Origin of the sequence: Pseudomonas salmasensis (assembly GCF_014268375.2) — a bacterium.
In the GTDB taxonomy this organism is placed as follows: Bacteria; Pseudomonadota; Gammaproteobacteria; order Pseudomonadales; family Pseudomonadaceae; genus Aquipseudomonas; species Aquipseudomonas salmasensis.
This window is the reverse complement of sequence record NZ_CP077083.1, coordinates 311982-334090: the sequence shown is the minus strand read 5'-3', so window position 1 is coordinate 334090 and position 22109 is coordinate 311982. Positions and strand designations below refer to the sequence as shown.

Here is a 22109-nt window from a genome sequence, read left to right as displayed (position 1 = left end):
ATACTCAAGATGAATTTTTCCAAGTTCTTCATTTCGCGGCCGATCTTCGCAGCGGTGCTGTCGCTGTTGATCCTGATCGCCGGTGCGATCTCGCTGTTCCAACTGCCGATCAGCGAATACCCGGAAGTGGTGCCGCCGACCGTGGTGGTGCGCGCCAACTTCCCGGGCGCCAACCCCAAAGTCATCGGTGAAACCGTGGCCGCGCCGTTGGAGCAAGCCATCACTGGCGTCGAGAACATGCTCTACATGTCCTCACAATCCACCGCCGACGGCAAGCTGACCCTGACCATCACCTTCGCCCTGGGCACCGACCTGGACAACGCGCAGGTGCAGGTGCAAAACCGTGTGACGCGCACCCAGCCCAAGCTGCCAGAGGAAGTGACGCGCATCGGTATTACCGTGGACAAGGCCTCCCCCGACCTGACCATGGTGGTGCACTTGACCTCCCCGGATCAGCGCTACGACATGTTGTACCTGTCCAACTACGCGATCCTCAATATCAAGGATGAACTGGCCCGCCTGGGCGGCGTCGGTGACGTGCAGTTGTTCGGCATGGGCGATTACTCCTTGCGCGTGTGGCTCGACCCAAACAAAACCGCGTCGCGTAACCTGACCGCCACCGATGTGGTCACGGCGATCCGCGAGCAGAACCGCCAGGTGGCAGCCGGCGCCCTGGGCGCCCAGCCCGCGCCGAGTGACACCAGCTTCCAGTTGTCGGTCAATACCCAGGGCCGTCTGGTCACTGAAGAAGAGTTCGAGAACATCGTGATTCGCGCCGGCGCCAACGGTGAAATCACGCGTCTCAAAGACATCGCCAGGGTCGAGCTGGGCTCCAGCCAATACGCGCTGCGCTCGCTGATCGATAACCAGCCCGCCGTCGCGATTCCGATTTTCCAGCGTCCCGGCTCCAATGCCATCGACATCTCCAACGATGTGCGCAGCAAGATGGCCGAGCTGAAAAAGAGCTTTCCGGCGGGGATGGATTATCGCATTGCCTATGACCCGACCATCTTTGTACGCGGTTCCATCGAAGCGGTGGTGCATACCCTGTTTGAAGCACTGATCCTCGTGGTGCTGGTGGTGATCCTGTTCCTGCAGACGTGGCGCGCCTCGATCATCCCCTTGGTGGCGGTGCCGGTATCCTTGATCGGTACGTTTGCGGTGATGCACCTGTTCGGGTTCTCACTCAACGCACTGTCGTTGTTCGGCCTGGTACTGGCCATCGGTATCGTGGTGGACGACGCCATCGTGGTGGTGGAGAACGTCGAGCGCAATATCGAGCTGGGCCTGGAGCCCTTCCCAGCGACCGAAAAAGCCATGAGTGAAGTAACCGGCCCCATCATCGCCACGGCGCTCGTGCTGTGTGCGGTGTTCATTCCGGCCGCCTTTATCAGTGGCTTGACCGGGCAGTTCTACAAGCAGTTCGCCTTGACCATCGCGATCTCAACCGTGATCTCGGCGTTCAACTCCCTGACCCTGTCCCCTGCACTGGCCGCGGTGTTGCTGCGCGGTCACGACGCGCCGAAGGACCGTTTCTCCAAGTTCCTCGATAAGGTGTTCGGTGGCTGGTTGTTCCGTCCCTTCAACCGCTTTTTCGAAAAGGCCAGCCATGGCTACGTAGGCACCGTGCGCCGAGTGATTCGCGGCAGCGGTATTGCCTTGTTCGTCTACGCAGGCTTGATGGTGCTGACGTTCTTCGGGTTTGCCCACACGCCGACCGGTTTCGTACCGGCCCAGGACAAGCAATACCTGGTGGCCTTCGCCCAACTGCCCGACGCCGCAAGCCTGGACCGCACCGAAAACGTGATGAAGCGCATGTCGGAGATCGCCCTGAAACAACCCGGCGTGGAAGCTGCAATTGCCTTCCCGGGCCTGTCGATCAACGGGTTCACCAACAGCCCGAACAGCGGCATCGTGTTCGTGACCTTGAAGCCCTTCGATGAGCGTAAAGACCCGAGCATGTCTGCCGGTGCGATTGCCGGTGCACTGAACGGCCAATACGCCAATATCGAAGAAGCCTACATGGCGATCTTCCCACCGCCGCCAGTACAAGGGCTGGGCACCATCGGTGGCTTCCGCCTGCAGATCGAAGACCGTGGCAACCTCGGCTATGACGAGCTGTACAAAGAAGTGCAGAACGTCATCGCCAAGAGCCACGGCGTGCCTGAGCTGTTCGGCCTGTTTACCAGCTACACGGTGAACGTGCCGCAAGTGGACGCGGCCATCGACCGCGAAAAGGCCAAGACTCACGGCGTGGCGATCAGCGACATCTTCGACACCCTGCAGGTCTACCTGGGCTCGTTGTATGCCAACGACTTCAACCGCTTCGGGCGCACTTATCAGGTCAACGTGCAGGCCGAGCAACAGTTCCGCCAGGACGCCGACCAGATTGGCCAACTGAAAGTGCGCAATAACAGAGGCGAGATGATCCCCCTGGCGACCTTTATCAAGGTCAGCGATACCTCGGGCCCGGACCGCGTGATGCACTACAACGGCTTCATCACCGCAGAAATCAACGGCAACGCCGCGCCGGGCTACAGCTCTGGCCAGGCCCAGGCCGCGATTGAAAAACTGCTCAAAGATGAACTGCCCAACGGCATGACCTACGAGTGGACCGACCTGACCTATCAGCAAATCCTCTCGGGCAATACCGCGCTGTTCGTGTTCCCGCTCTGCGTACTGCTGGCGTTCCTGGTGCTCGCGGCCCAATACGAAAGCTGGAGCCTGCCGCTGGCGGTGATCCTGATCGTACCGATGACACTGCTGTCGGCCATCACCGGGGTAATTATCTCGGGCGGCGACAACAACATCTTTACCCAGATAGGCCTGATCGTACTGGTGGGCCTGGCGTGCAAGAACGCGATCCTGATCGTCGAGTTCGCCAAGGATAAACAGCAGGAAGGCCTCGACCCGCTCGCCGCGGTACTGGAAGCCTGCCGCCTGCGTCTGCGGCCGATCCTGATGACCTCGTTCGCGTTCATCATGGGTGTGGTGCCATTGGTACTCTCCAGCGGTGCCGGTGCCGAGATGCGCCATGCCATGGGCGTGGCGGTGTTCTCCGGGATGATCGGTGTGACCTTCTTCGGTCTGTTGCTGACGCCAGTGTTCTACGTACTGATCCGTCGCTATGTCGAGCGCAGTGAAGCGCGCAAAGCGGCCAAGGCCTTGAAGCTGGAGACGCAGCAATGAGTGTGAAAATATTCCTGCCGAGCCTGCTGGTGCTGGCGCTCGCCGCCTGTGCCGTAGGCCCGGACTACAAGACCCAGCCACTGGAGGCGGCCAACATCACGGCCGCCGCCGACACCAAGAGCTACGACCACGCCAAATACGAAGGCATCTGGTGGCAGCAGTTCGACGACCCGACCCTCAACCAGTTGGTGACCCAGTCCCTGAGCGGCAACCGTGATTTGCGCGTGGCCTTTGCCCGTCTGCGGGCGGCACGGGCCATCCGTGATGATGCGGCCAACGACATCATGCCGGTGGTCACCTCCCGCGCCAGCAGCGATGTGGGCAAGGGCCAGATTCCCGGCCAGACCACCAAGCGTGTCAACAGTGAGCGCTACGACCTGGGCCTGGACATGGCCTGGGAAGTGGATTTGTTCGGGCGTATCCGCCGCAACCTGGAAGCCAGCGACGCCGACCAACAAGTGGCCGAAGCCGACCTGTACCAGCTGCAAGTCACCATGATTGCCGAACTGGTGGATGCCTACGGCCAACTGCGCGGTGCGCAACTGCGTGAACGCATTGCCCTGGACAACCTGAAGAACCAGCAGGAGTCGCGCACCATCACCGTCAGCCTGCGCGATGCCGGCGTGGGTGATCAACTCGACGTTGAACGCGCCGACGCGCGCCTGGCAGCGGTAGAAGCCAGCGTGCCGCAACTGCAGGCCGAACAAGTGCGCGAGCGCAACCGCATCGCCACCCTCCTCGGCCAGCGCCCCGACAAGCTGAGCGTGGACCTGAGCCCCAAAGACCTGCCAGCGATTGCCAAGGCGTTGCCAATTGGCGACCCGGGGCAACTGCTGCAACGACGCCCGGACATCCTCAGCGCCGAACGCAAACTGGCCGCCGCCACCGCACGTATCGGCGTGGCCAAGGCCGACCTGTTCCCACGGGTGAGCCTCAGCGGTTTCCTCGGCTTCACCGCCGGGCGCGGTTCGCAGATCGGCTCGGCCGCGGCGAATGCCTGGTCCCTGGGCCCGAGCATCACCTGGGCCGCATTTGACCTGGGCAGCGTGCGCGCGCGTTTGCGTGGCGCGAATGCCGAAGCCGATGGCGCCTTGGCGACCTATGAACAGCAAGTGTTGCTGGCATTGGAAGAGTCCGAGAACGCCTTCAGCGATTACGGCAAGCGCCAGCAACGCCTGGTCTCGCTGATCCGCCAAAGCGAATCCAGCCGCGCCGCCGCCGACCTCGCGGCGATCCGCTACCGCGAAGGTACCGTGGACTTCCTGGTATTGCTCGACGCCCAGCGCGAACGCCTGGCCGCCGAAGATTCCCAGGCCCAAGCCGAAGTAGATCTGTATCGCGGCATTGTAGCGATCTACAAGGCGTTGGGTGGTGGCTGGCAGCCGGATACGGTGGTCGCCAGCAACAAGTGAGGTAAAGAGCTCCTTTGGTTGGTCGCATCCAGCCAATTTTTAGCCCTGCGGTCCATTCGGTCGTGGGGCTTTTTTTTGCCAGGACTTCCTAAAATGTTGAAAGTTATTTCTGTAAGGCAAAGAAGAAGGCGCTCGTAAGTAATGTCCTAATACCGCTCTGCATGGGGCTCCCTGACTTCATTGTTTTTTCTCGCAATAGTCATTCCTCACTGTACGAGTGCACTGATGCACAAAACCACAAAGCACGCAGTTGCGAACTAACAGCAACGTGGTCTTTAATCATGGAGGCGTTGATGGGTACAGAGATTACGCAGTTCTCCCCGCCTAAAGCAGGGGCTACCTCGTTGCACTGTATCGAACAACGTCAAATTAAGCAGTGATTGCTTAATCAAACTTGCAACTCTCTCACCATTCACAATGAGAATAAAAGATGAAAAACGAAGAAATCATTGAGCACACATTGGAGTCGGACAATACATTTGCTGCCATCAATGAAAATGAAGATGTCTCATTCTTCATTGACCTAGCAGATGATGAATTGATGCTTCAAGCTGTTTTTAGTCGTTGCTAATGGTCCGTTAGCGCTAGGATAAAAAGGTCATTCATTTGATTGACCTTTTTATAAAGCAGCCACAAATAAAACAAGGAGCCCCCCTTGTCAAATAAAAACATATTGCTTGTTGACAGTATTGATGCTGGCAACACAACACTATTTCAAGAAAAATACCTTGCAAATGAAACCCCCGTAATTTTAAAAGGAATGGGGAAGGACTGGCCGGCAATTAATCGGTGGTCAGCAGATTTTTTCAGAAATACGTACGGCCATGTAAAAGTACCTGTCTGTTACGAGTCAAAAAAACAAGAACACTATAATGATCAAGTTAAAATAACGCTTAAAAATTATATAGACCTAGCAGAAACAAACAAATCTCCCGAAAACAATACAGAGCCACCCTACTTGGGCGGATGGATTTATCACAAAGAATTCCCGGAGCTTCTAGACGACATAGATATGGCGCCACCTTGTTTTCCGGACAACTGGCTATACAAATTACCGCCTTCGATTTCAATACCGCCAACAAACTTAATCATTGGCTATCAACATGTATCAAGCCCTCTACATACAGACTCTTTCTTTGTGAACTCCATCCTAACAATGATTGTGGGTGAAAAAAAAGCTCGTATAGTGTCCCCCCTCCACACATATGCGGTTTCGAGTGGGCAAAACCTATTTAATCCTTTAATTGCCAATGAAGTACTCCAGCAAGGAGCTGACATTTTTGAAGGTATTATATCGGCGGGTGATGCATTCTACATCCCCCCTGGCTGGTGGCATAACGTAATTAATTGCGGCTTTACAATCGCCGTTCAAAATTTACATGTAGATACTTATAGATTCCCACTCTTTGAGCAGCAAATTCGTGGATTCGTTTTACCAATCCTAAGAAAGATTGAAGATTTAGGAAGAGAGGCCAGACAAGAATTATTGAAAGCCGAGAAGTCACTAAGCCCACCCTTATCTCATAAAACTGGTAACTTTATTGAGCATGAAAGAAACTATATACGCTTTCTTAAAGAGTCCATAAATAAGTCCGAAGCCTACCTGGATAGCTACTACGCGAAAAAGAATAACAATTAATGATCAATACATTTGAATCCGCAGAGCATTAACAAATAATTAATTGCGCTTCTTTTACAGCCTTGCAATACAAATCAACGGCAAAAACTCTTCACAGACTGATACCTCAGACGTAAGGAGACAGCATGGCAGAGGGCAACACACCTATCAGGATCGCTTTGGATGCACCTCCTGGATTATTGAAATCCCCTCGTAATTATAGTGCTCTACAGTTGGCAAGCCTGGGAGCGCTTCCCCCACGAGCACCATTGTTTCCGCCACTTCCAAACGTAAGTATAGAGGGCGGTTGCGATATAAATATTGAGAATGAGGGGCATACATACATTCTTTCCCCCAAAGCCAATGACAGCTGCAAATTGAATAATATTTCAGGACAAGATTATTTGAACGGGCTTAATCACTTGGCCAGTCACGACATCATTGTCCGCCATCTAATTATGAGTAAAGCAACGTTAGGGTTGACACAAGATGGCAGCGCCATTATCAATTTTGCTGAAAAAGTTCCCGCCTTTGAAGGATTGCTTTCCTCCCCTGCCTGGATACCATTTCGTACTGATAAATGGCCTGGGGCACGACAAATCTGTGAAATTGCGCCTAACCGCTGGGAAGCTTCTTGCCCCGTTAATAGCATCCCCTCTATCCTTGTAGAAGTTGTTCGCAACCCCGAAGAAAACATCATACTTTACGAAAACGGAATTATTAACCAGACAGCAGACACTGCTACTCCATTCAATTCAAGGCCGGCAGCAAACGGTCAGCGGATTGTTAAGAAAACTTCTCTAAGAGGTATTATTGTATTTTCAGACGAGCTTGTCGGAGATGACAAAAAATTACTTCGAAAAGAAATTAAAAACATACTAATAAAAAATAATTGTGGAGAGCATATTGGTTGGGCTAGCGCCTCTACACTGTCTGATGATCCAGCCCCGCTGCAGAATCTTACAACTCTAGACTGGTCAGCTACAGCCTCAAAAAACGGTCTTACTCTAGCCTTTTCTGACTATTACCCTAACGCCATAGTCGCTTGGTCTATTGCGACAACACTTCATAGACATGGTATCTCTTGCACTCCCGTTTCTGATAGCTATTCAAATCCTAAAATCAAAGCGGCCATGCGATTAATGATCGTATCTGGCCCAACATATGATGCTTGGGGTAGATACGCGTCATTAATACTATGCCCTGCTTGGCGAAGTGAGCCAAAAGCCCTAAAACTATATATCGACATATTAAAATCATCAACATTTAGCAGCACACATAGACAATCGCTTGATGATTTACTAAGCGACCTATGCCCGAGCGTGATAATTGGCGCTATTCCAAGCATTTGTTTGAGCAACGTCAATTTTCAACGCTGACACACATAGAAAGGCACATCATGAACACCATACATACAAAAGTGGATTTGAATATCCAGCCAATGAAACGCTCAAGTACAGTCTGCCGAAACATAATAAAAACTTTTGGTCTATCTGAGGAAGGGTGGCAAGAGTCACTATCAAATCTAGACATTCCTACAGAGGGGATCATTTTAATAACAGGGGCAAGCGGTGTCGGAAAGAGCTTATTATTAAAGAAATTTCTCGGAATTTTTCAGCCATAAGAAAGATTCCACATGATATTGATCTAGAGAAGCCAATCGCTGAGATCATCCCTTATGATGATGCAGGTGGAGTCATACGTTATCTTTCAAAATTCGGCTTAGGAGAACCTCGCATTTTAATTAGTCCTTTCTCTCATCTATCCGATGGACAAAAAGAACGTTTCCTTATTGCGTTAGCTTTGCTCCGGGGAGAAGGGCCACTGCTCCTAGACGAGTTCACTACACGATTGGACAGACGTACAGCCCATATTATTGCGATAAATTTAGGAAAAATGCTTCGCACCAATAAACAGAACGCTTTTATTGCAAGCTGTCACGACGACATTGTCAATTTTTTAAAACCTGATACCCATATCGAGCTTTGCCCAAATGGCAATCATCGCATTAACATTATAAAAGCAAAAAATACAAACATACTAAGAGACCTGAAAATCGTAATTAAAAAAAGCACTATAGAGGATTACAAAAAACTTTCCCGCTATCATTATGAAAATGACAACCCAAATGACATAGACATGTTAAAACCTCTAGTTGACCATGTTGTCGCTGCATATTCTAACGGAGAGGTGATCGGTGTTAATTTGTGTATACGTCCATGGCCTAAAGCATTTGAGATATTCCCTGAATTCTTGGAAATCAATAAATATGTATTGCAATCATTTCGAGTTATTGTACACCCACAATACCGTGGCATCGGGCTAACTAAGGCACTTGATATCATCCCTGGTCCAAATACAAAAACACTACTATCATGGTCAGCGTTTTCTTCATATTACTCCTTCCCTATTCTTGCAAACTATCAGCGGTTAAATAGTCCATTTGAAATAATGAGCCACGCGGAAACCCTGCTTCAAGCATTTGTCGAGCCTCGACAAAAGAACAAAGGAAAACCACTTCACCTATTTACAGAATGCCACCAGCTCTGGCAAGAGCTTACAAGCACAGACCAAAAACTATTGAAGACGCTAATTGTAAATGCAGCAAGTGAGAAAAGCTTACGTCTAACTCTTTTCCAACGAAAAATATCCGGTCTAGACACGTCCACAAAGTCCATAAATCTTATTAAAAATATTTTTTAAAGCTGTACTCCAAGTCTAGTTATAACGCCTTACCCATGCTATTGGCCGAAACAGTTTATAGACCTATGGCCATGTTTGGAAAGCACTTAGATTCTAAAAACTTGACTGAGGACTCCTTCATTGTTTAAAAAACACGACCCATGGATGTTACGTGGCGATATTGTGATTCTTAACGAGAATAACCAGCTTAAACTGGTTGCGGAGGATGGAGTGAAAAGCTTCACCCCCCTAACTCCGATACTGCCACGCTACTTCATCTGCTTCGTACGACAGGAGCAGTATTAGAGTTTGATAATGAGCCGGCGGGAAGCCTTCTTCGAAAACTTAAAGAAGCTAATTTCATTCATGCCGCCCCACCTGATGGAATGATTTCATTACAAGCAATGCAGTGGTCGTGGAATGAAGCTGTTGCACCAAACCAAGAAATTAGTCGCACCATAAAAAACTCTTCTATTGTAGTCGTCGGATGCGGCGGTACAGGATCGTTAGTTGCGCAAAGCCTTGCAGGTTCAGGTGTTGGTTTTTTCACTTTGATTGATTTCGACAAAGTGAATCCAAGCAATCTTAATCGTCAGTTTGCTTATAGCATACACGATGTGGGTCAATACAAGACAGATGTACTTGCTCAGCGATTAATGGAGAACCAGCAAATAGTCGAAGCTAAATCTATCAAATCTGAAATAACCTCTAGCAGGCAATTAGCGAAATTATCCAAGGGTGCAGATTTAATAATCTGTTGTGCTGATGAACCTAAAGGAGCGATTCAGAGTTACGTAGCTAATGCAGCGCTTATAACAAGCACACCAGCGCTGTTCGGTGCCGTTGGCATTAACAACGGTACACTTGGACCGCTCCTCAAAGATAGATCTTCACTCCAGGCCTATCTACGCTGGATCAAAGAGGTAAACCACGTTTGTAAACAAATAATTATTCCTGCGCGCTTTCCGTCAAACGGTATAACAAATTCAATTATTGCAAATTTTATAGCGTGGGAAGCTTTTCAATATTTGGCAAACATTTGCCCTTCAAAAGTTGATGCATGCACCTTAAGCTTGAACTTCAAATCCCTTGAACTTACAAAAAAACAGGCGTTCAAATAGAATGGGCATATCAAATCCCTTAAAGCAAAAAAATGATAACTTTTATTACTCCCTATCAATATTTATGAATTTGGATGTTCAGAGAAGTTTGTTTGTGCTATACCTGCTGCAGATTGGTATCACGCAGGGAGAGATAGGGATTCTTCAGTCTTTTTTGTTTTTTTCTGCCGTCGCCTTAGAGATTCCATCTGGCTTACTTGCAGATCGCTATGGACGTAAATTTTCTCTTATCATCGGTTTCTTAGGGCTGTTTATAAGCGGTATTGGCTTCATGCTATTTTCCTCTTTCATTCCTTTTGCAATTATATTTTGCTTGTTTGGTGCCAGTATTGCTATGGGCTCGGGTTCAGATAGAGCATTACTCTATGACAATTTACTGGCTGAACATCGAGCTGATGAGTACCCTAAAATATTATCACGTGCCCGCGCTATCGGAGCGGTATCATTAGGCTTGTCTATGCTTCTGGGTGGGGTATTACAAGAAACTTGGTCTTGGAACAGCGTATATATATTTTTTGCTATATCAAAACTCATCGGGGCTATTGTGGCCGCACTAACCCCAGAAATGAAGCTCCTTTCTTCCTCGCTGCCCCCTCATAAAACAAGTTGCAGCGACAATAAAGCAACACTCGGGCGCTTCACCTTACTAATTGATTTTTTTCGCTCAAAAAAAGGCGCCCTCCTTATACCTTTATTTATTGGCTTTGCTTTATTCGAGTTGTCAACAGTTCCTTTATTTATCTATGGGCAGCCGTTTTTTGCAACACAAGGGTTAAATGTAACCATGATTGCTGCCATTTATGCGGCCATTGAAGCCGCATCAGCAGCGATGTTCATAGCTGCAGGATTTATTTGTTCCAGATTCTCTCTTGGAGCAATTGCCCTTACTACTACCAGCGTCGTTACCTTTCTTCTTTTTATTTTGTCGCTAAACACCGGCACAATCACCTCAATTATAATTTTTCTTATAATCATGTCGCTTCCTGCCATATATGAAACTTCATATGAAGCGTATATTCATGATAAAGTTGAGTCACATATCCGAGCTTCTTGTCTCTCTGTCGCAAACTTAATAAACTCAGTAATCATCGGGATTTCTTATACTGTTTTCGGCGGACTGCTAGATGTATATGGCTTCTCGTTAACTTTGATTATAATTTCTGGTATCTGTTTTTTCGGCCTGCTTGGTGTAAGCGTGACCTTGCTTTTAGGCGAGCAAAAAAGCACTTAGAACGACCAAACATTTGAACCAACTCAGCGTATCGACCCTCTCCAGACTCGCCGCGTAATGCCTGTCAAACTCGCTATGATCTGATATTAATGGATTTAAAGAAGGACTCACTTAAAAAGCAGGGCGGGATATTGAAACCTCATACAAATCTATCGCCGCCCAAGTCTTATGCCCCTTCCTCCGTCGTAGCATCGTTAAGAATCAAACTCCGATAATGCCCCGGATTCGACCCCACCCACTTACGAAACGCCTTGTAGAACGAACTCGCATCGGCAAACCCCAACCGCGTGGCGATCTCGGCAAAGCTGATCTGCGGTTCAGCCAGCCACACAATCGCCAGTTCCTTGCGCACGCTGTCCTTGAGGCCTTGATAGGTCTGCCCCTCTTCCGCCAGGCGGCGGCGCAGGGTGGACGCAGAAATACACAACCTGGCGGCAAGCCCCTCGGTTTCCGGCCAGGTGTCGGGGGGCATCTGCCGCAAGTCGTGCTTGATGCGCGTGGCGAGGCTTTCGGGGTCGCGGTATTTGACCAGGATGTTAGCCGGTGCATGAGCCAGGAACCGTTGGAGCTCCTGCGGGCTGCGCTTGATCGGCAAGTCCAGGCATTCGGCAGAAAAGATCATGCGGGTGCGTGGCCGATCAAAGCGCAGGTTGTCAGAAAACATCACCCGATAATCGTCACAGAAGTCCGGCTGCGCGCAGCGCAGCTCAATGGCGAGGATCGGAATACGCCGCCCCGCCAGCCAGCAGGCGACACCGTGGACGATCATCCAGTAGGTGAAGTAGGTAAACGCTCGCTTGGGCTCATCAGGCTCGAGCAGGACAATTTCCGCCAGGCTCTGTTGGCGCACCAGCTGGGCTGGCAGGTGCTCCAGCATCAGCGAGAGAAACCCCAAGCCGGTTTCCAGGCCTGCCGCCAGGCTGGGTTGCGCCATGGAGGCGCGACACAGGAACGCCAGGCTGCCGGATTTGAGTTTGCGCGGGTCCATGCCAAAGAATTCATCATCCCTGCGCCGCGCTAGCAAACGCCACAGGCGTGCATAGGCGGTGGCCGCCACGCGAGCGTCGGGCTGCTCAAGCAACGCCGGGTCAATCCCGACTTTACTCAATACCTCAACGGTGGCCGCTCCCGGCGCGCAACTCTGCAACAGCGCTTCGCGCACGAGGTGGATGGAGATGGTGTCTTTTTCCGACATGGGGCGTTGAGCTGTCCGGCTGCGGTGTGGTTGGCCTGCATCATAAGGGCGGTTGCGCTTCGCCACCACTGTTCAGCCCACGTTCAGCAAAGGTCAATATTTCTTGTTTAGCAATGAGTATCATTATGTTACAACTTAGCTCCCTAACTAGTTGCGCCCGGGTGCCCGATGCTCGTTCCTTTTTTAATCATGCTGCGCGAAGGCATTGAAGCGGCATTGATCGTTGGCATTATCGCCAGTTACCTGCAACAGACCGGGCGTGGCCAGTGGATGCCCGCAGTGTGGATCGGGGTGTTCCTTGCGGCGGCGCTGGCGCTGCTGGTGGGCGGCGGCCTGGAGTTGGTGAGTGCAGAATTCCCGCAAAAGCAGCAGGAACTGTTTGAAGGTGTCGTCGGGTTGGTCGCCGTGGGCATCCTCAGTTCCATGGTGTTCTGGATGCGCAAGGTGGCGCGCTCGATTAAGCACTCGCTGCATGAATCCCTCGACCATGCGTTGGCCGGCTCCAGGCACCAGGTGTTCGCCCTGATCGCCATGGTGTTTTTCGCCGTGGCCCGCGAAGGGCTGGAGACGGTGTTCTTCCTGTTGGCCGTGTTTCAGCAGAGCGAAGGCCCAGGCGCTCCGGTGGGCGCCCTGCTCGGCCTGATCCTGGCCATCATCGTGGGCTTGCTAATTTATTCCGGCAGCATGCGCCTGAACCTCGGCGCGTTTTTCCGCTGGACCGGCCTGTTCATCCTGGTGGTCGCCGCCGGCATTCTCGCCAACTCGGTGCAAGCCCTGCATGAAGCCGGGGTGTGGAATCACTGGCAGACCGTGCTGTTCGACTTCAGCGCCGCATTGCCCATGGACAGTCCCCTCGGCTCGGTACTGGCCGGCATGTTCGGTTACCAGGAAGCACCGACCGTCAGCACCCTGGGCGCCTATCTGATTTACCTGGTGGTGGCCCTGGTGATGTTCTTCCTGCCCTCGGCCCCGCCCCAGCCTGTTGCCAACACTTCTTCCGTTTCCAGCCAGTAAGGATTGTCTCTTGCCCAACCCAACCCCTCAATCGGCCCCGCCGTCACGCGCCCTGCGCTGGGGCGTGGCCGGCTCGGTGGTGGTGATGATCGCCGCCGGTGGCCTGTTTTACTACGCCTCGCAATTGGCCGCCGGCAAACGCCAGGCCAACCACAATGAAATCGCGGTGACCATCCACAGCCACGCCTGCGAACCCAACGCCCTGACGGTACCCGCCGGGCATGCCAGCTTTCGCATCATCAACCGCTCCGACCGCGCAGTGGAGTGGGAAATCCTCGACGGCGTGCTGGTGGTCGAAGAGCGGGAAAACATTGCCCCGGGCCTTAGCCAGGTGATCAACGCCAACCTGCTGCCCGGCGACTACGCCATTACCTGTGGCCTGCTGAGCAACCCGCGCGGCACCTTGCATGTCACGCCCACGGCAGAGTCTGACGCCCAGGCCAAGGCCAAGCCGTCGATGGTGGCGTTTATCGGCCCACTGTCGGAGTTTCGCGTGTACCTGAGCGGCCAAGGCGGTGCGCTGGTCAAGGCCGTGACGGCCCTGCAACAGGCCATCGCCGCCGGTGACCTGGCCCAGGCCCAGGCGCTGTATGTACCGGCCCGCGAGGCGTATCAGCGCCTGGCGCCGGCGTCCCAGCGCCTGGCCGAATTGGATAACGCGATCAACGCCCGCGCCGATTACTTTGAAAAGCGCGAGCAAGACCCCGCCTTCAGCGGCTTCCACCGCCTCGAATACGGCCTGTTCCAACAACACAGCCTCGATGACCTGGCGCCGGTCGCCCAACGCCTGGTTACTGACGTCACCACGCTCAAGCAGCAGTTACTGGCCCAGTCCCTGCCACCGGAGCAACTGGTGAGCATTGTGGTGCGCAACCTCAATAGCCTGACGGACGTGCGGGCGGCGAGCGGTGAAGAAGAACGCTACAGCCACATCGACTTGAACGGCTTTGCCGCCAACCTGCAGGTCGCGCACAAAGTGGTCGACCTGATGCGCCCGTTGCTGGGCAAGTCCGCCGCCGACCTGTTGCCCACTATCGACAGCGCGCTCAGCGCCTTAGACACCGAACTCGACGGGCTCAAGGTGAATGACCGCTACCCAACCTACGACAAGGTTACAGCCGATCAGCGCAAGCAGATCGCCGACAAGGCCAAGGCACTGGCCGTTGCACTCGATGGAATCGACCCCGCCCTTGGCCTTTCCGGCCTGCAGTGAAGACGACCGCATACATGAGTGATACAGAACAGTTTGACCTCCAACGTCGCCGCGTCCTGTTGGGCATGGCGGCCACCGGCGTTGCGATTGCCGGCAGCAGCCTGAGCTGCCCGGCCATGGCGGCAGCGGCTGAGCAAGTCACCACCGCACCGCGCAGTGACAAGACCCAGGACCACCAGGTGTTTTTCGGCAAGCACCAAAGCGGCATCGTCACCCCGCGCCCAGCCTGCGGCATGGTCGTGGCGTTCGATGTGCTGGCCAGCGACCGCGAAGACCTGGAACGTCTGTTCCGCACCCTCAACGAGCGCATCGCGTTCCTGATGACCGGCGGCACCGTGCCCCAGGTCGACCCGAAATTACCGCCTACCGATTCCGGCATCCTTGGCCCGGTGGTCACACCCGATAACCTGACCATCACCGTGTCGGTCGGCGAGTCATTGTTCGACGAACGCTTCGGGCTTGCCGCGGCCAAACCCAAGCGCCTGAGCCGCATGGTCGGTTTCCCCAACGATGCGCTGGAGCCCGCGCAGTGCCATGGCGACCTGAGCCTGCAGTTCAGCTCCAACACGCCGGACACCAATATCCACGCCCTGCGCGACATCGTCAAAAACCTGCCCGACCTGCTGCTGGTGCGCTGGAAGCAAGAAGGCAGCGTGCCGCCCCAGGCACCGACCAAACCCGGTGAGCCGGCGCAGAGTGCGCGCAATTTCCTGGGCTTTCGCGATGGCTCGGCCAACCCCAATTCCAATGATGACAAGGCCATGGACCAGATCGTCTGGGTACAGCCTACCAGCGACGAACCGGCCTGGGCCGCCCATGGCAGTTACCAGGCCGTGCGCATCATCCGTAACTTTGTCGAGCGCTGGGATCGCACCCCGCTGCAAGAACAGGAAAGCATCATCGGCCGTGTCAAACCCACGGGCGCGCCCATGGACGGCCAGCATGAAACCCAGGTCCCGGACTACAGCAAGGACCCAGAAGGCAAGTTGACCAAGCTCGATGCCCACATCCGCCTGGCCAACCCGCGCACCCCGCAGACCCAGGCCAACTTGATCCTGCGGCGGCCGTTCAACTACTCCAACGGCGTCAACAAAAACGGTCAACTGGACATGGGCTTGTTGTTCATCTGCTACCAGGCTGACCTGGAGAAAGGCTTTATCAGCGTGCAAACCCGGCTCAACGGCGAGCCGCTGGAGGAGTACCTCAAGCCCGTGGGTGGCGGGTATTTCTTCACGTTGCCCGGGGTCACCGGGCCCCAGGACTTCATCGGGCGAACGCTGCTCGCGGCAACGCACTCTCAAAATCCTGCCAAGACCTAAAACACACCAGAGCGGAATGTCTCCCATGAAGAAGTCGTCTATCGCGTTGTTGTTACTCAGCCTTTCGCCACTGGCAAGCTTCGCCGCTACTGCGCCGTTGGACCTGGTGGGCCCGGTGTCGGATTACAAGATCTACGTCACCGAAGAAATCGGCGAACTGGTCACCCAGACCCAGGCGTTCACCGACGCCATCAATAAAGGCGACCTGGCCACCGCCAAGAAGCTCTATGCGCCGACCCGCGTACATTATGAGTCCATTGAGCCAATCGCCGAGCTGTTCAGCGACCTCGACGCGTCCATCGACTCGCGTGTGGACGATCATGAAAAAGGCGTGACGGCCGAAGACTTCACGGGCTTTCACCGCATTGAATACGCGCTGTTCTCGCAGAACTCGACCCAGGGCCTGCAAGCGCTGACCGCCAAGCTCAACGCGGATGTGAATGACCTCAAGACCCGCGTCGATGGCCTGACTTTCCCGCCGGAGAAAGTCGTGGGTGGTGCCGCTGCGTTGCTGGAAGAAGTCGCGGCCACCAAGATTTCCGGTGAAGAAGACCGCTACAGCCATACCGACCTGTATGACTTCCAGGGCAACATCGACGGTGCGAAAAAAATCGTCGACCTGTTCCGTGGCCAGATCGGGCAGCAAGACCAAGCCTTCCTGGCCAAGGTCGACAAAAACTTTGCCAGCGTCGACAAGATCCTGGCCAAGTACAAAACCAAGGATGGCGGCTTCCAGACCTATGACAAGGTCAAGGACAACGACCGCAAGGCCTTGGTCGGCCCGGTCAATACCCTGGCCGAAGACCTCTCAACCCTGCGCGGCAAGCTGGGTTTGAACTAACTGCTGCGCACAAAAAAACACCCAGTCCCTGTCGAAGGGCCTGGGTGTTTTTTTGCCGGCACGTTGCTCAGTTAGAGAATGCGATACAGCAAGCGCTCGATCCGCACCCGGCTGACACGCCGCAGGAATTTGCCGACGGCGGGCGGGTAATCCACCAGCGTCTGCAATTGCTGGTAACCCTGGATACGCGTGGTGTGCTGGAAAATATTCGCAAGCTCGGCGCTTCGCGGCTCCAGCCACTGGCCTTGAGGGTCGTCGATCAGCAAGCCGTTTTCCAGGTCGAGGCGAAACGCCCGAGGGTTGAGGTTGTTGCCGGTGAGCAAGGTGTAGCGCTCATCCACCCACATGCCCTTTAGGTGATAGGTGTTATCGCCATCGCGCCATAAGTGCAGGTTCAACTGGCCGCTGTTGATCATCGGCTGGTGCCGCTTGGCAAAGCGTCGCAGGCTGATCTCGTACAGGTACGGCAACGCCGCAATTACCTTAAAAGGCTCGGTGGGCGGAATGTAGAAGTCGTTGGCGGTCTTGTCGCCCACCACGATGTCGATCTTCACGCCGCGTGCCAGGGCGCGGTTGATCTCACGGGTCACCGGCAATGGCAGGTTGAAATACGGCGTGCAAATAGTCAGTTGTTGCTGGGCGCTGGCGATCAGCTCAAGGATCACCCGGCTCAACGGGTTGTTCTTGCCGACGCCCAGCAAGGGGCTGACCGACAGATGACCATTGGGCAACTGCCCGGCCGTGGTGTCGTAGGTCGCATGCTTGAGACGGCTGCGCAGGTCGCCGATGTCGTTACGCAGGCTGCGGGTGGTGGGCGGGTTCGGCAGGTCCAGGCGATGCACAGCCTTGGACGCCACCAGGCCGTGCTCCACCAGGTGCTGCATCGAATCGGCCAAGGGTTGGCTATGGATCAGGTGGTAGCGGTCGAAGCGGTATTTGTCGAACTTGTGCAGGTACACATTGTTCAGGCTGGCGCCGCTGTACAGCACGCTGTCATCAATCACGAAACCCTTGAGGTGCAACACGCCGAACAGCTCGCGGGTTTGCACCGGCACGCCGTACACCGGCACTTCGGTGGCGTGGCGCTGGGTCATCGCCTGGTACCAGGCGCTGTTGCCCGGTTGCTTGCCCGCGCCGATCAACCCGCGCTGGGCGCGCAGCCAATCCACCATCACCACGATCTCCAGTTCAGGCCGTGCGGCCTTGGCGCCGTGTAGCGCGTCGTAGATTTCCTGCCCCGCCTCGTCCTGCTGCAAGTACAAGGCAACGATGTAGATACGCCGCGTGGCCTGGGCGATTTTCTCCAGCAGGCAGCGACGATAGGCGTCGGCGCTGGGCAGCACCTCAATGGCCTCGTTGGACAACGGAAAACCGCGCAGCTTGGGCAACAGGGAGCGTTTGAAGAACGACGGCATAGGGCTCGCAATGGGTCGAATCCGAAGAGGCCCAAAGCTTACACCATGAGGCTGCCCAGGTCTCGCGGTGGGTAATTTAAAAAAGCCTGTTGACCATGAAGAACGATCGTTCTACTGTACTCGACATGAACGATATAACCCAGAATGAAACCCGCGACATCATCCTCGACGTCACCGAAAAGTTGATCTATCGCCACGGCATCGCTGCCACCGGCATGGACTTACTGGTGAAAACCGCCGGTGTGTCGAGAAAAAGTATCTACCGCTACTTCGCCAACAAGGATGAGTTGGTGGTGGCCGCCCTGCAACGCCGCGACGAACGCTGGATGCAGTGGCTGCGCAACGAAGTGGAACGCAGCGACGACAGCGGCGAACGCCTGCTGGGGGTGTTCAGCGCGCTCAAGCGCTGGTTCGGCTCGGCAGACTTTCGCGGCTGCGCCTTTATCAACACCAGTGGTGAAACCGGCGACGCCCAAGACCCGGTGCGCCTGTTGGCCAAGGCCCATAAACGCAAACTGTTCGAGTACGCACTTGAACTGTGCCAAGCACATGGCACCCCCGACCCGGAGCAGCAGGCCGCGCAACTGCTGATCCTGATCGATGGCGCCATTACCGTTGCCCTGGTCATGGGTGATTCAACAGCTGCCGATAATGCGCAATGCATGGCGCGGACCTTACTGCAACTGTGAACCCACAGCCCAGGCAACTTTCGACCTAACCTTTATTGCATTGAGGAGTCGCCCATGTCAGCCCAAGAAGAAGTCCGCCCGCCCCTGCCGCCGTTTACTCGCACGTCTGCCATCGAAAAAGTTCGCCTGGCCGAAGACGGCTGGAACTCCCGCGACCCGCAGCGCGTGTCCCTGGCCTACACCCTGGATACGAACTGGCGTAACCGCGCCGAATTTGCCCATAACCGCGAAGAAGCCAAGCAGTTCCTGACCCGTAAATGGGCCAAGGAGCTGGATTATCGACTGATCAAAGAACTGTGGGCTTTTACCGATAACCGTATTGCCGTGCGCTACGCCTATGAATGGCACGATGATTCGGGTAACTGGTTCCGCTCGTACGGCAATGAGAACTGGGAGTTCGATGAGCACGGCTTGATGGCCAACCGCTTTGCCTGCATCAACGATATGCCGATCAAGGAAAGCGACCGCAAGTTCCATTGGCCGCTGGGGCGGCGGCCGGATGAGCATCCGGGCCTGTCAGAACTGGGGCTATAACCCTATTTGTAGGAGCGAGCTTGCTCGCGAAAAACTCGCAGGCGCCGCGTTGATTCAGGAAGCCCGCGCTATCGTTGACGTTTTTCGCGAGCAAGCTCGCTCCTACCATTAATCCTGATTCAGCCCCACTCGATACAACACGCCGTCATCCTCATCCGTCAGCACATACAGAAACCCATCCGGCCCCTGCCGCACATCGCGAATCCGCGCTTTCAATTCGCCCAGCAAGCGTTCTTCGTGGACCACCTTGTCACCCTCAAACTGCAGCCGAATCAGCTCCTGGCTGACCAGCGCACCGACAAACAGGTTGTGCTGCCAGGCGTTGAACCGGTCGCCGTCATAGAACGCCATGCCACTGATGCCCGGCGACTTCTCCCACACATGATGGGGTGCCACTGTGCCCTCTGCCGTTTTGCCCTTGGCTTCGGGAATCGGCAGCAGGGAGTAGTTGATGCCATGGGTCGCCAACGGCCAGCCGTAGTTCTTGCCGCGCTCGATGATGTTGACTTCATCACCGCCACGGGGCCCGTGTTCATTTTCCCAAATCGTACCGCTCCAAGGGTTCAGGGCCAGGCCTTGCGGGTTGCGCTGCCCGTAGGACCAGATCTCCGGACGCACGCCGGGTTGACCGACAAAGGGGTTGTCATCCGGCACGCGCCCATCCGGGTAGATGCGCACCACTTTACCCTGGAGCTTGTCCAAATCCTGGGCCGTGGGGCGGTCGTTGTTCTCCCCCAGGGTCACGAACAGGTAGCCGTCCCGGTCAAAGGCCAGCCGCGAGCCGAAGTGGTTGCCGGTAGACAGCTTGGGCTCCTGGCGCAAAATCACCTTGAAATCCTCCAAGCCGCTCAAGTCAGCCGCCAAGCGTCCTCGCCCTACGGCTGTGCCGGCCTTGCCGCCCTCGCCACCGCCTTCGGCGTACGACAGGTACACCAGGCGGTCCTGCTTGAAGTCTGGCGACAGCACCACATCCAGCAACCCGCCCTGCCCTTTGGCCCATACCTGCGGCACGCCCTTCAAGGGTGCAGACAGCTTGCCGTCGGGGCTGACAAAGCGCAGGTGCCCAGGCAACTCGGTCACCAGGAAACCTTGCTGATCGGGCAAAAACGCCAGCGCCCACGGATGATCCAGGCCCTTGGCAACCGGCGTGGCCGTGATGCTGCCTTGCTCACTGGGGAACTGTTGGCTATCGGCGGCATACGCCGCGCTCAACGGCAGCAACGCGGTGGCGCACAAGGCGGCTAGCAGGGTTTTACGTACAAACATAAGGCGAAATCCTTAGCGGCGATTGCCGTTGGCATCATAGGTGGGCGCTTTAGGTGCGGTGGCCGGGCGGCTGGGGGCCGCCTCCTGCTTGGGGTAGCGGTTGCCGATGCCGCCGTTTTCCAGCGTCGGCCGCGGGTTGGCCGGGACAGGCTGGATACTGCGAACCGCCGGTGCATTGGGCTGGGTGCCCTGCATGCTATTGGGGTTGGCCCGATGGATAGGGCCGTGGTCGCTGCTGCGGCCCGGCAGGTTTTGTGCCTGGGCCAACGGCGCAAGGGCCAGGCCCAGCGCCAATGCTGCAAGATGACGTACACAACGGTTCATGGCCAAACCTCTCTATGCCAGGTACTACGTGCTTTCGATAACACGCTACGCCGTGGGTTCGGGTTGTGACACTAAATAGTTTCTCATCAGGTGTAACACGATCTGTCCGAGCATCTATCCGCCGAAACTTTTGCCCTGCGCTGCGAGTCACCAGCACACAGGCTCTTCGTTGAGGAATCACACCTATGCCACGGGCAATCTGGAAAGGCGCCATCAGTTTTGGCTTGGTTCACATCCCGGTATCACTGGTCTCGGCGACCTCTTCACAAGGCGTCGACTTTGACTGGCTGGACAAGCGCAGCATGGACCCGGTGGGCTACAAGCGCATCAACAAAACCACCGGCAAGGAAGTCACCAAGGAAAATATCGTCAAGGGCGTGGCTTTTGAAAAAGGACGCTATGTGGTGCTCAGCGAAGACGAAATTCGCTCGGCCCACCCCAAATCCACCCAGACCATCGAAATCATCGCCTTCGTCGCCAGCGACCAGATCCCCCTGCAAAACATCGACACGCCCTACTTCCTCGCCCCGGATAAACGCGGCGGCAAGGTCTATGCACTGCTGCGCGAAGCGCTGAAAAAAACCGGCAAGGTCGCCCTGGCCAACGTGGTGCTGCACACCAAGCAACACCTGGCTGCGCTGATGCCGCTGGAGTCGGCCCTGGTGCTGGTCATGCTGCGCTGGCCCGCCGAAGTGCGCAGCCTGGATGAACTGGAACTGGGCAGCGATGTGACAAAACCGACCTTGGCCAAAGGTGAATTAGACATGGCCAAGCGCCTGGTGGAAGACATGAGCGCCGATTGGCAGCCCGATGAGTACCGTGACAGCTTCCAGGACAAGATCAGGGCCCTGGTGGCGAAAAAGGCCAAGGCCGGCAAGATCGAAGACGTGGAAACGGCCGAAGGCGGCGAGGAGCGCAAGTCCGCCGATGTCATCGACCTGACCGAACTGCTCAAACGCAGCCTGGCGGGTAAACCTGCGGCGAAAAAGAGCCCCGCGAAAAAGTCCAATAACAAGGCCTCTTGAGCCAGCCATTGACGGGAGAAC

General features: G+C 55.1%; 19 protein-coding genes. 15 read left to right on the top strand and 4 right to left on the bottom strand.

Features of this window, described 5'->3' with window-relative positions; translation table 11 throughout:
• The first annotated feature begins 9 nt into the window (after positions 1 to 9).
• From HU731_RS01340 to HU731_RS01305, 8 genes are all read left to right on the top strand, one after another.
• The gene (locus tag HU731_RS01340; RefSeq protein ID WP_044273664.1) at positions 10 to 3189 is read left to right on the top strand and encodes an efflux RND transporter permease subunit; all 3180 of its coding nucleotides are present in this window, start codon (positions 10 to 12) and stop codon (positions 3187 to 3189) included.
• Complete coding sequence (locus HU731_RS01335; RefSeq protein WP_069558350.1) at positions 3186 to 4601, top strand: efflux transporter outer membrane subunit; 1416 nt, start codon at positions 3186 to 3188, stop codon at positions 4599 to 4601. Before HU731_RS01340 ends, HU731_RS01335 begins: the two co-directional genes overlap by 4 nt.
• A 430-nt stretch (positions 4602 to 5031) precedes the next feature.
• Positions 5032 to 5172: a hypothetical protein gene (locus tag HU731_RS01330; protein ID WP_161794322.1), complete on the top strand. Its 141-nt coding sequence runs from the start codon at positions 5032 to 5034 to the stop codon at positions 5170 to 5172.
• Between the two features lie 84 nt (positions 5173 to 5256).
• Positions 5257 to 6240 carry a cupin-like domain-containing protein gene (locus tag HU731_RS01325; protein ID WP_186606697.1) on the top strand — a complete coding sequence of 328 codons (984 nt, stop codon included), beginning with the start codon at positions 5257 to 5259 and terminating at the stop codon, positions 6238 to 6240.
• A 125-nt stretch (positions 6241 to 6365) separates the two neighbouring features.
• On the top strand, positions 6366 to 7598 hold the full coding sequence (locus tag HU731_RS01320) for a hypothetical protein (RefSeq protein WP_143480622.1): 1233 nt from the start codon (positions 6366 to 6368) through the stop codon (positions 7596 to 7598).
• A 124-nt stretch (positions 7599 to 7722) separates the two neighbouring features.
• A complete protein-coding gene (locus HU731_RS01315; RefSeq protein WP_186606696.1) occupies positions 7723 to 8922 on the top strand; it encodes a hypothetical protein in 1200 nt (399 codons plus the stop codon).
• A 365-nt stretch (positions 8923 to 9287) separates the two neighbouring features.
• Positions 9288 to 10022 carry a HesA/MoeB/ThiF family protein gene (locus HU731_RS01310; protein ID WP_186606695.1) on the top strand — a complete coding sequence of 245 codons (735 nt, stop codon included), beginning with the start codon at positions 9288 to 9290 and terminating at the stop codon, positions 10020 to 10022.
• A gap of 1 nt (position 10023) precedes the next feature.
• Positions 10024 to 11253, top strand: a complete 1230-nt coding sequence (locus tag HU731_RS01305) for an MFS transporter (protein WP_044273662.1) — start codon at positions 10024 to 10026, stop codon at positions 11251 to 11253.
• Positions 11254 to 11419: 166 nt separating this feature from the next.
• On the opposite strand, the gene HU731_RS01300 is transcribed toward HU731_RS01305, so the two are convergent.
• Positions 11420 to 12448 (bottom strand): AraC family transcriptional regulator, encoded by a 1029-nt coding sequence (locus HU731_RS01300; RefSeq protein ID WP_186606694.1) that lies wholly within the window; start codon positions 12446 to 12448, stop codon positions 11420 to 11422.
• 168 nt (positions 12449 to 12616) lie between these two features.
• On the opposite strand from HU731_RS01300, the gene efeU reads away from it, so the two are divergent.
• From efeU to efeO (HU731_RS01280), 4 genes are read left to right on the top strand one after another with little or no spacing between them, the layout of a single operon-like run.
• A complete protein-coding gene (gene efeU / locus HU731_RS01295; RefSeq protein ID WP_186606693.1) occupies positions 12617 to 13462 on the top strand; it encodes an iron uptake transporter permease EfeU in 846 nt (281 codons plus the stop codon).
• Between the two features lie 10 nt (positions 13463 to 13472).
• Positions 13473 to 14675 (top strand): iron uptake system protein EfeO, encoded by a 1203-nt coding sequence (gene efeO, locus HU731_RS01290; RefSeq protein WP_186606692.1) that lies wholly within the window; start codon positions 13473 to 13475, stop codon positions 14673 to 14675.
• A gap of 14 nt (positions 14676 to 14689) precedes the next feature.
• Positions 14690 to 15994, top strand: coding sequence for an iron uptake transporter deferrochelatase/peroxidase subunit (gene efeB, locus HU731_RS01285; RefSeq protein ID WP_186606691.1), 1305 nt, complete (start codon positions 14690 to 14692; stop codon positions 15992 to 15994).
• A gap of 25 nt (positions 15995 to 16019) precedes the next feature.
• Complete coding sequence (efeO, locus tag HU731_RS01280; protein WP_034135556.1) at positions 16020 to 16835, top strand: iron uptake system protein EfeO; 816 nt, start codon at positions 16020 to 16022, stop codon at positions 16833 to 16835.
• Positions 16836 to 16906: 71 nt separating this feature from the next.
• Here efeO (HU731_RS01280) and pssA read toward each other — a convergent pair whose 3' ends face one another.
• Positions 16907 to 18250: a CDP-diacylglycerol--serine O-phosphatidyltransferase gene (pssA, locus tag HU731_RS01275; RefSeq protein WP_186606690.1), complete on the bottom strand. Its 1344-nt coding sequence runs from the start codon at positions 18248 to 18250 to the stop codon at positions 16907 to 16909.
• Positions 18251 to 18375: 125 nt separating this feature from the next.
• Here pssA and HU731_RS01270 point away from each other — a divergent pair, with 125 nt between their 5' ends.
• Together HU731_RS01270 and HU731_RS01265 are read left to right on the top strand one after the other, a co-directional pair.
• Entirely contained in the window at positions 18376 to 18939 is a 564-nt protein-coding gene (locus HU731_RS01270) for a TetR/AcrR family transcriptional regulator (protein WP_186606689.1), read from the top strand.
• A 54-nt stretch (positions 18940 to 18993) separates the two neighbouring features.
• Complete coding sequence (locus tag HU731_RS01265) at positions 18994 to 19473, top strand: nuclear transport factor 2 family protein (protein ID WP_186606688.1); 480 nt, start codon at positions 18994 to 18996, stop codon at positions 19471 to 19473.
• Positions 19474 to 19581: 108 nt separating this feature from the next.
• On the opposite strand, the gene HU731_RS01260 is transcribed toward HU731_RS01265, so the two are convergent.
• Both HU731_RS01260 and HU731_RS01255 read right to left on the bottom strand, forming a co-directional pair.
• Positions 19582 to 20739 (bottom strand): PQQ-dependent sugar dehydrogenase, encoded by a 1158-nt coding sequence (locus HU731_RS01260; protein WP_186606687.1) that lies wholly within the window; start codon positions 20737 to 20739, stop codon positions 19582 to 19584.
• A gap of 12 nt (positions 20740 to 20751) precedes the next feature.
• Complete coding sequence (locus tag HU731_RS01255; RefSeq protein ID WP_044273653.1) at positions 20752 to 21063, bottom strand: hypothetical protein; 312 nt, start codon at positions 21061 to 21063, stop codon at positions 20752 to 20754.
• A 185-nt stretch (positions 21064 to 21248) separates the two neighbouring features.
• On the opposite strand from HU731_RS01255, the gene ku reads away from it, so the two are divergent.
• A complete protein-coding gene (gene ku, locus HU731_RS01250; RefSeq protein ID WP_047710785.1) occupies positions 21249 to 22088 on the top strand; it encodes a non-homologous end joining protein Ku in 840 nt (279 codons plus the stop codon).
• Positions 22089 to 22109: the final 21 nt, after the last annotated feature.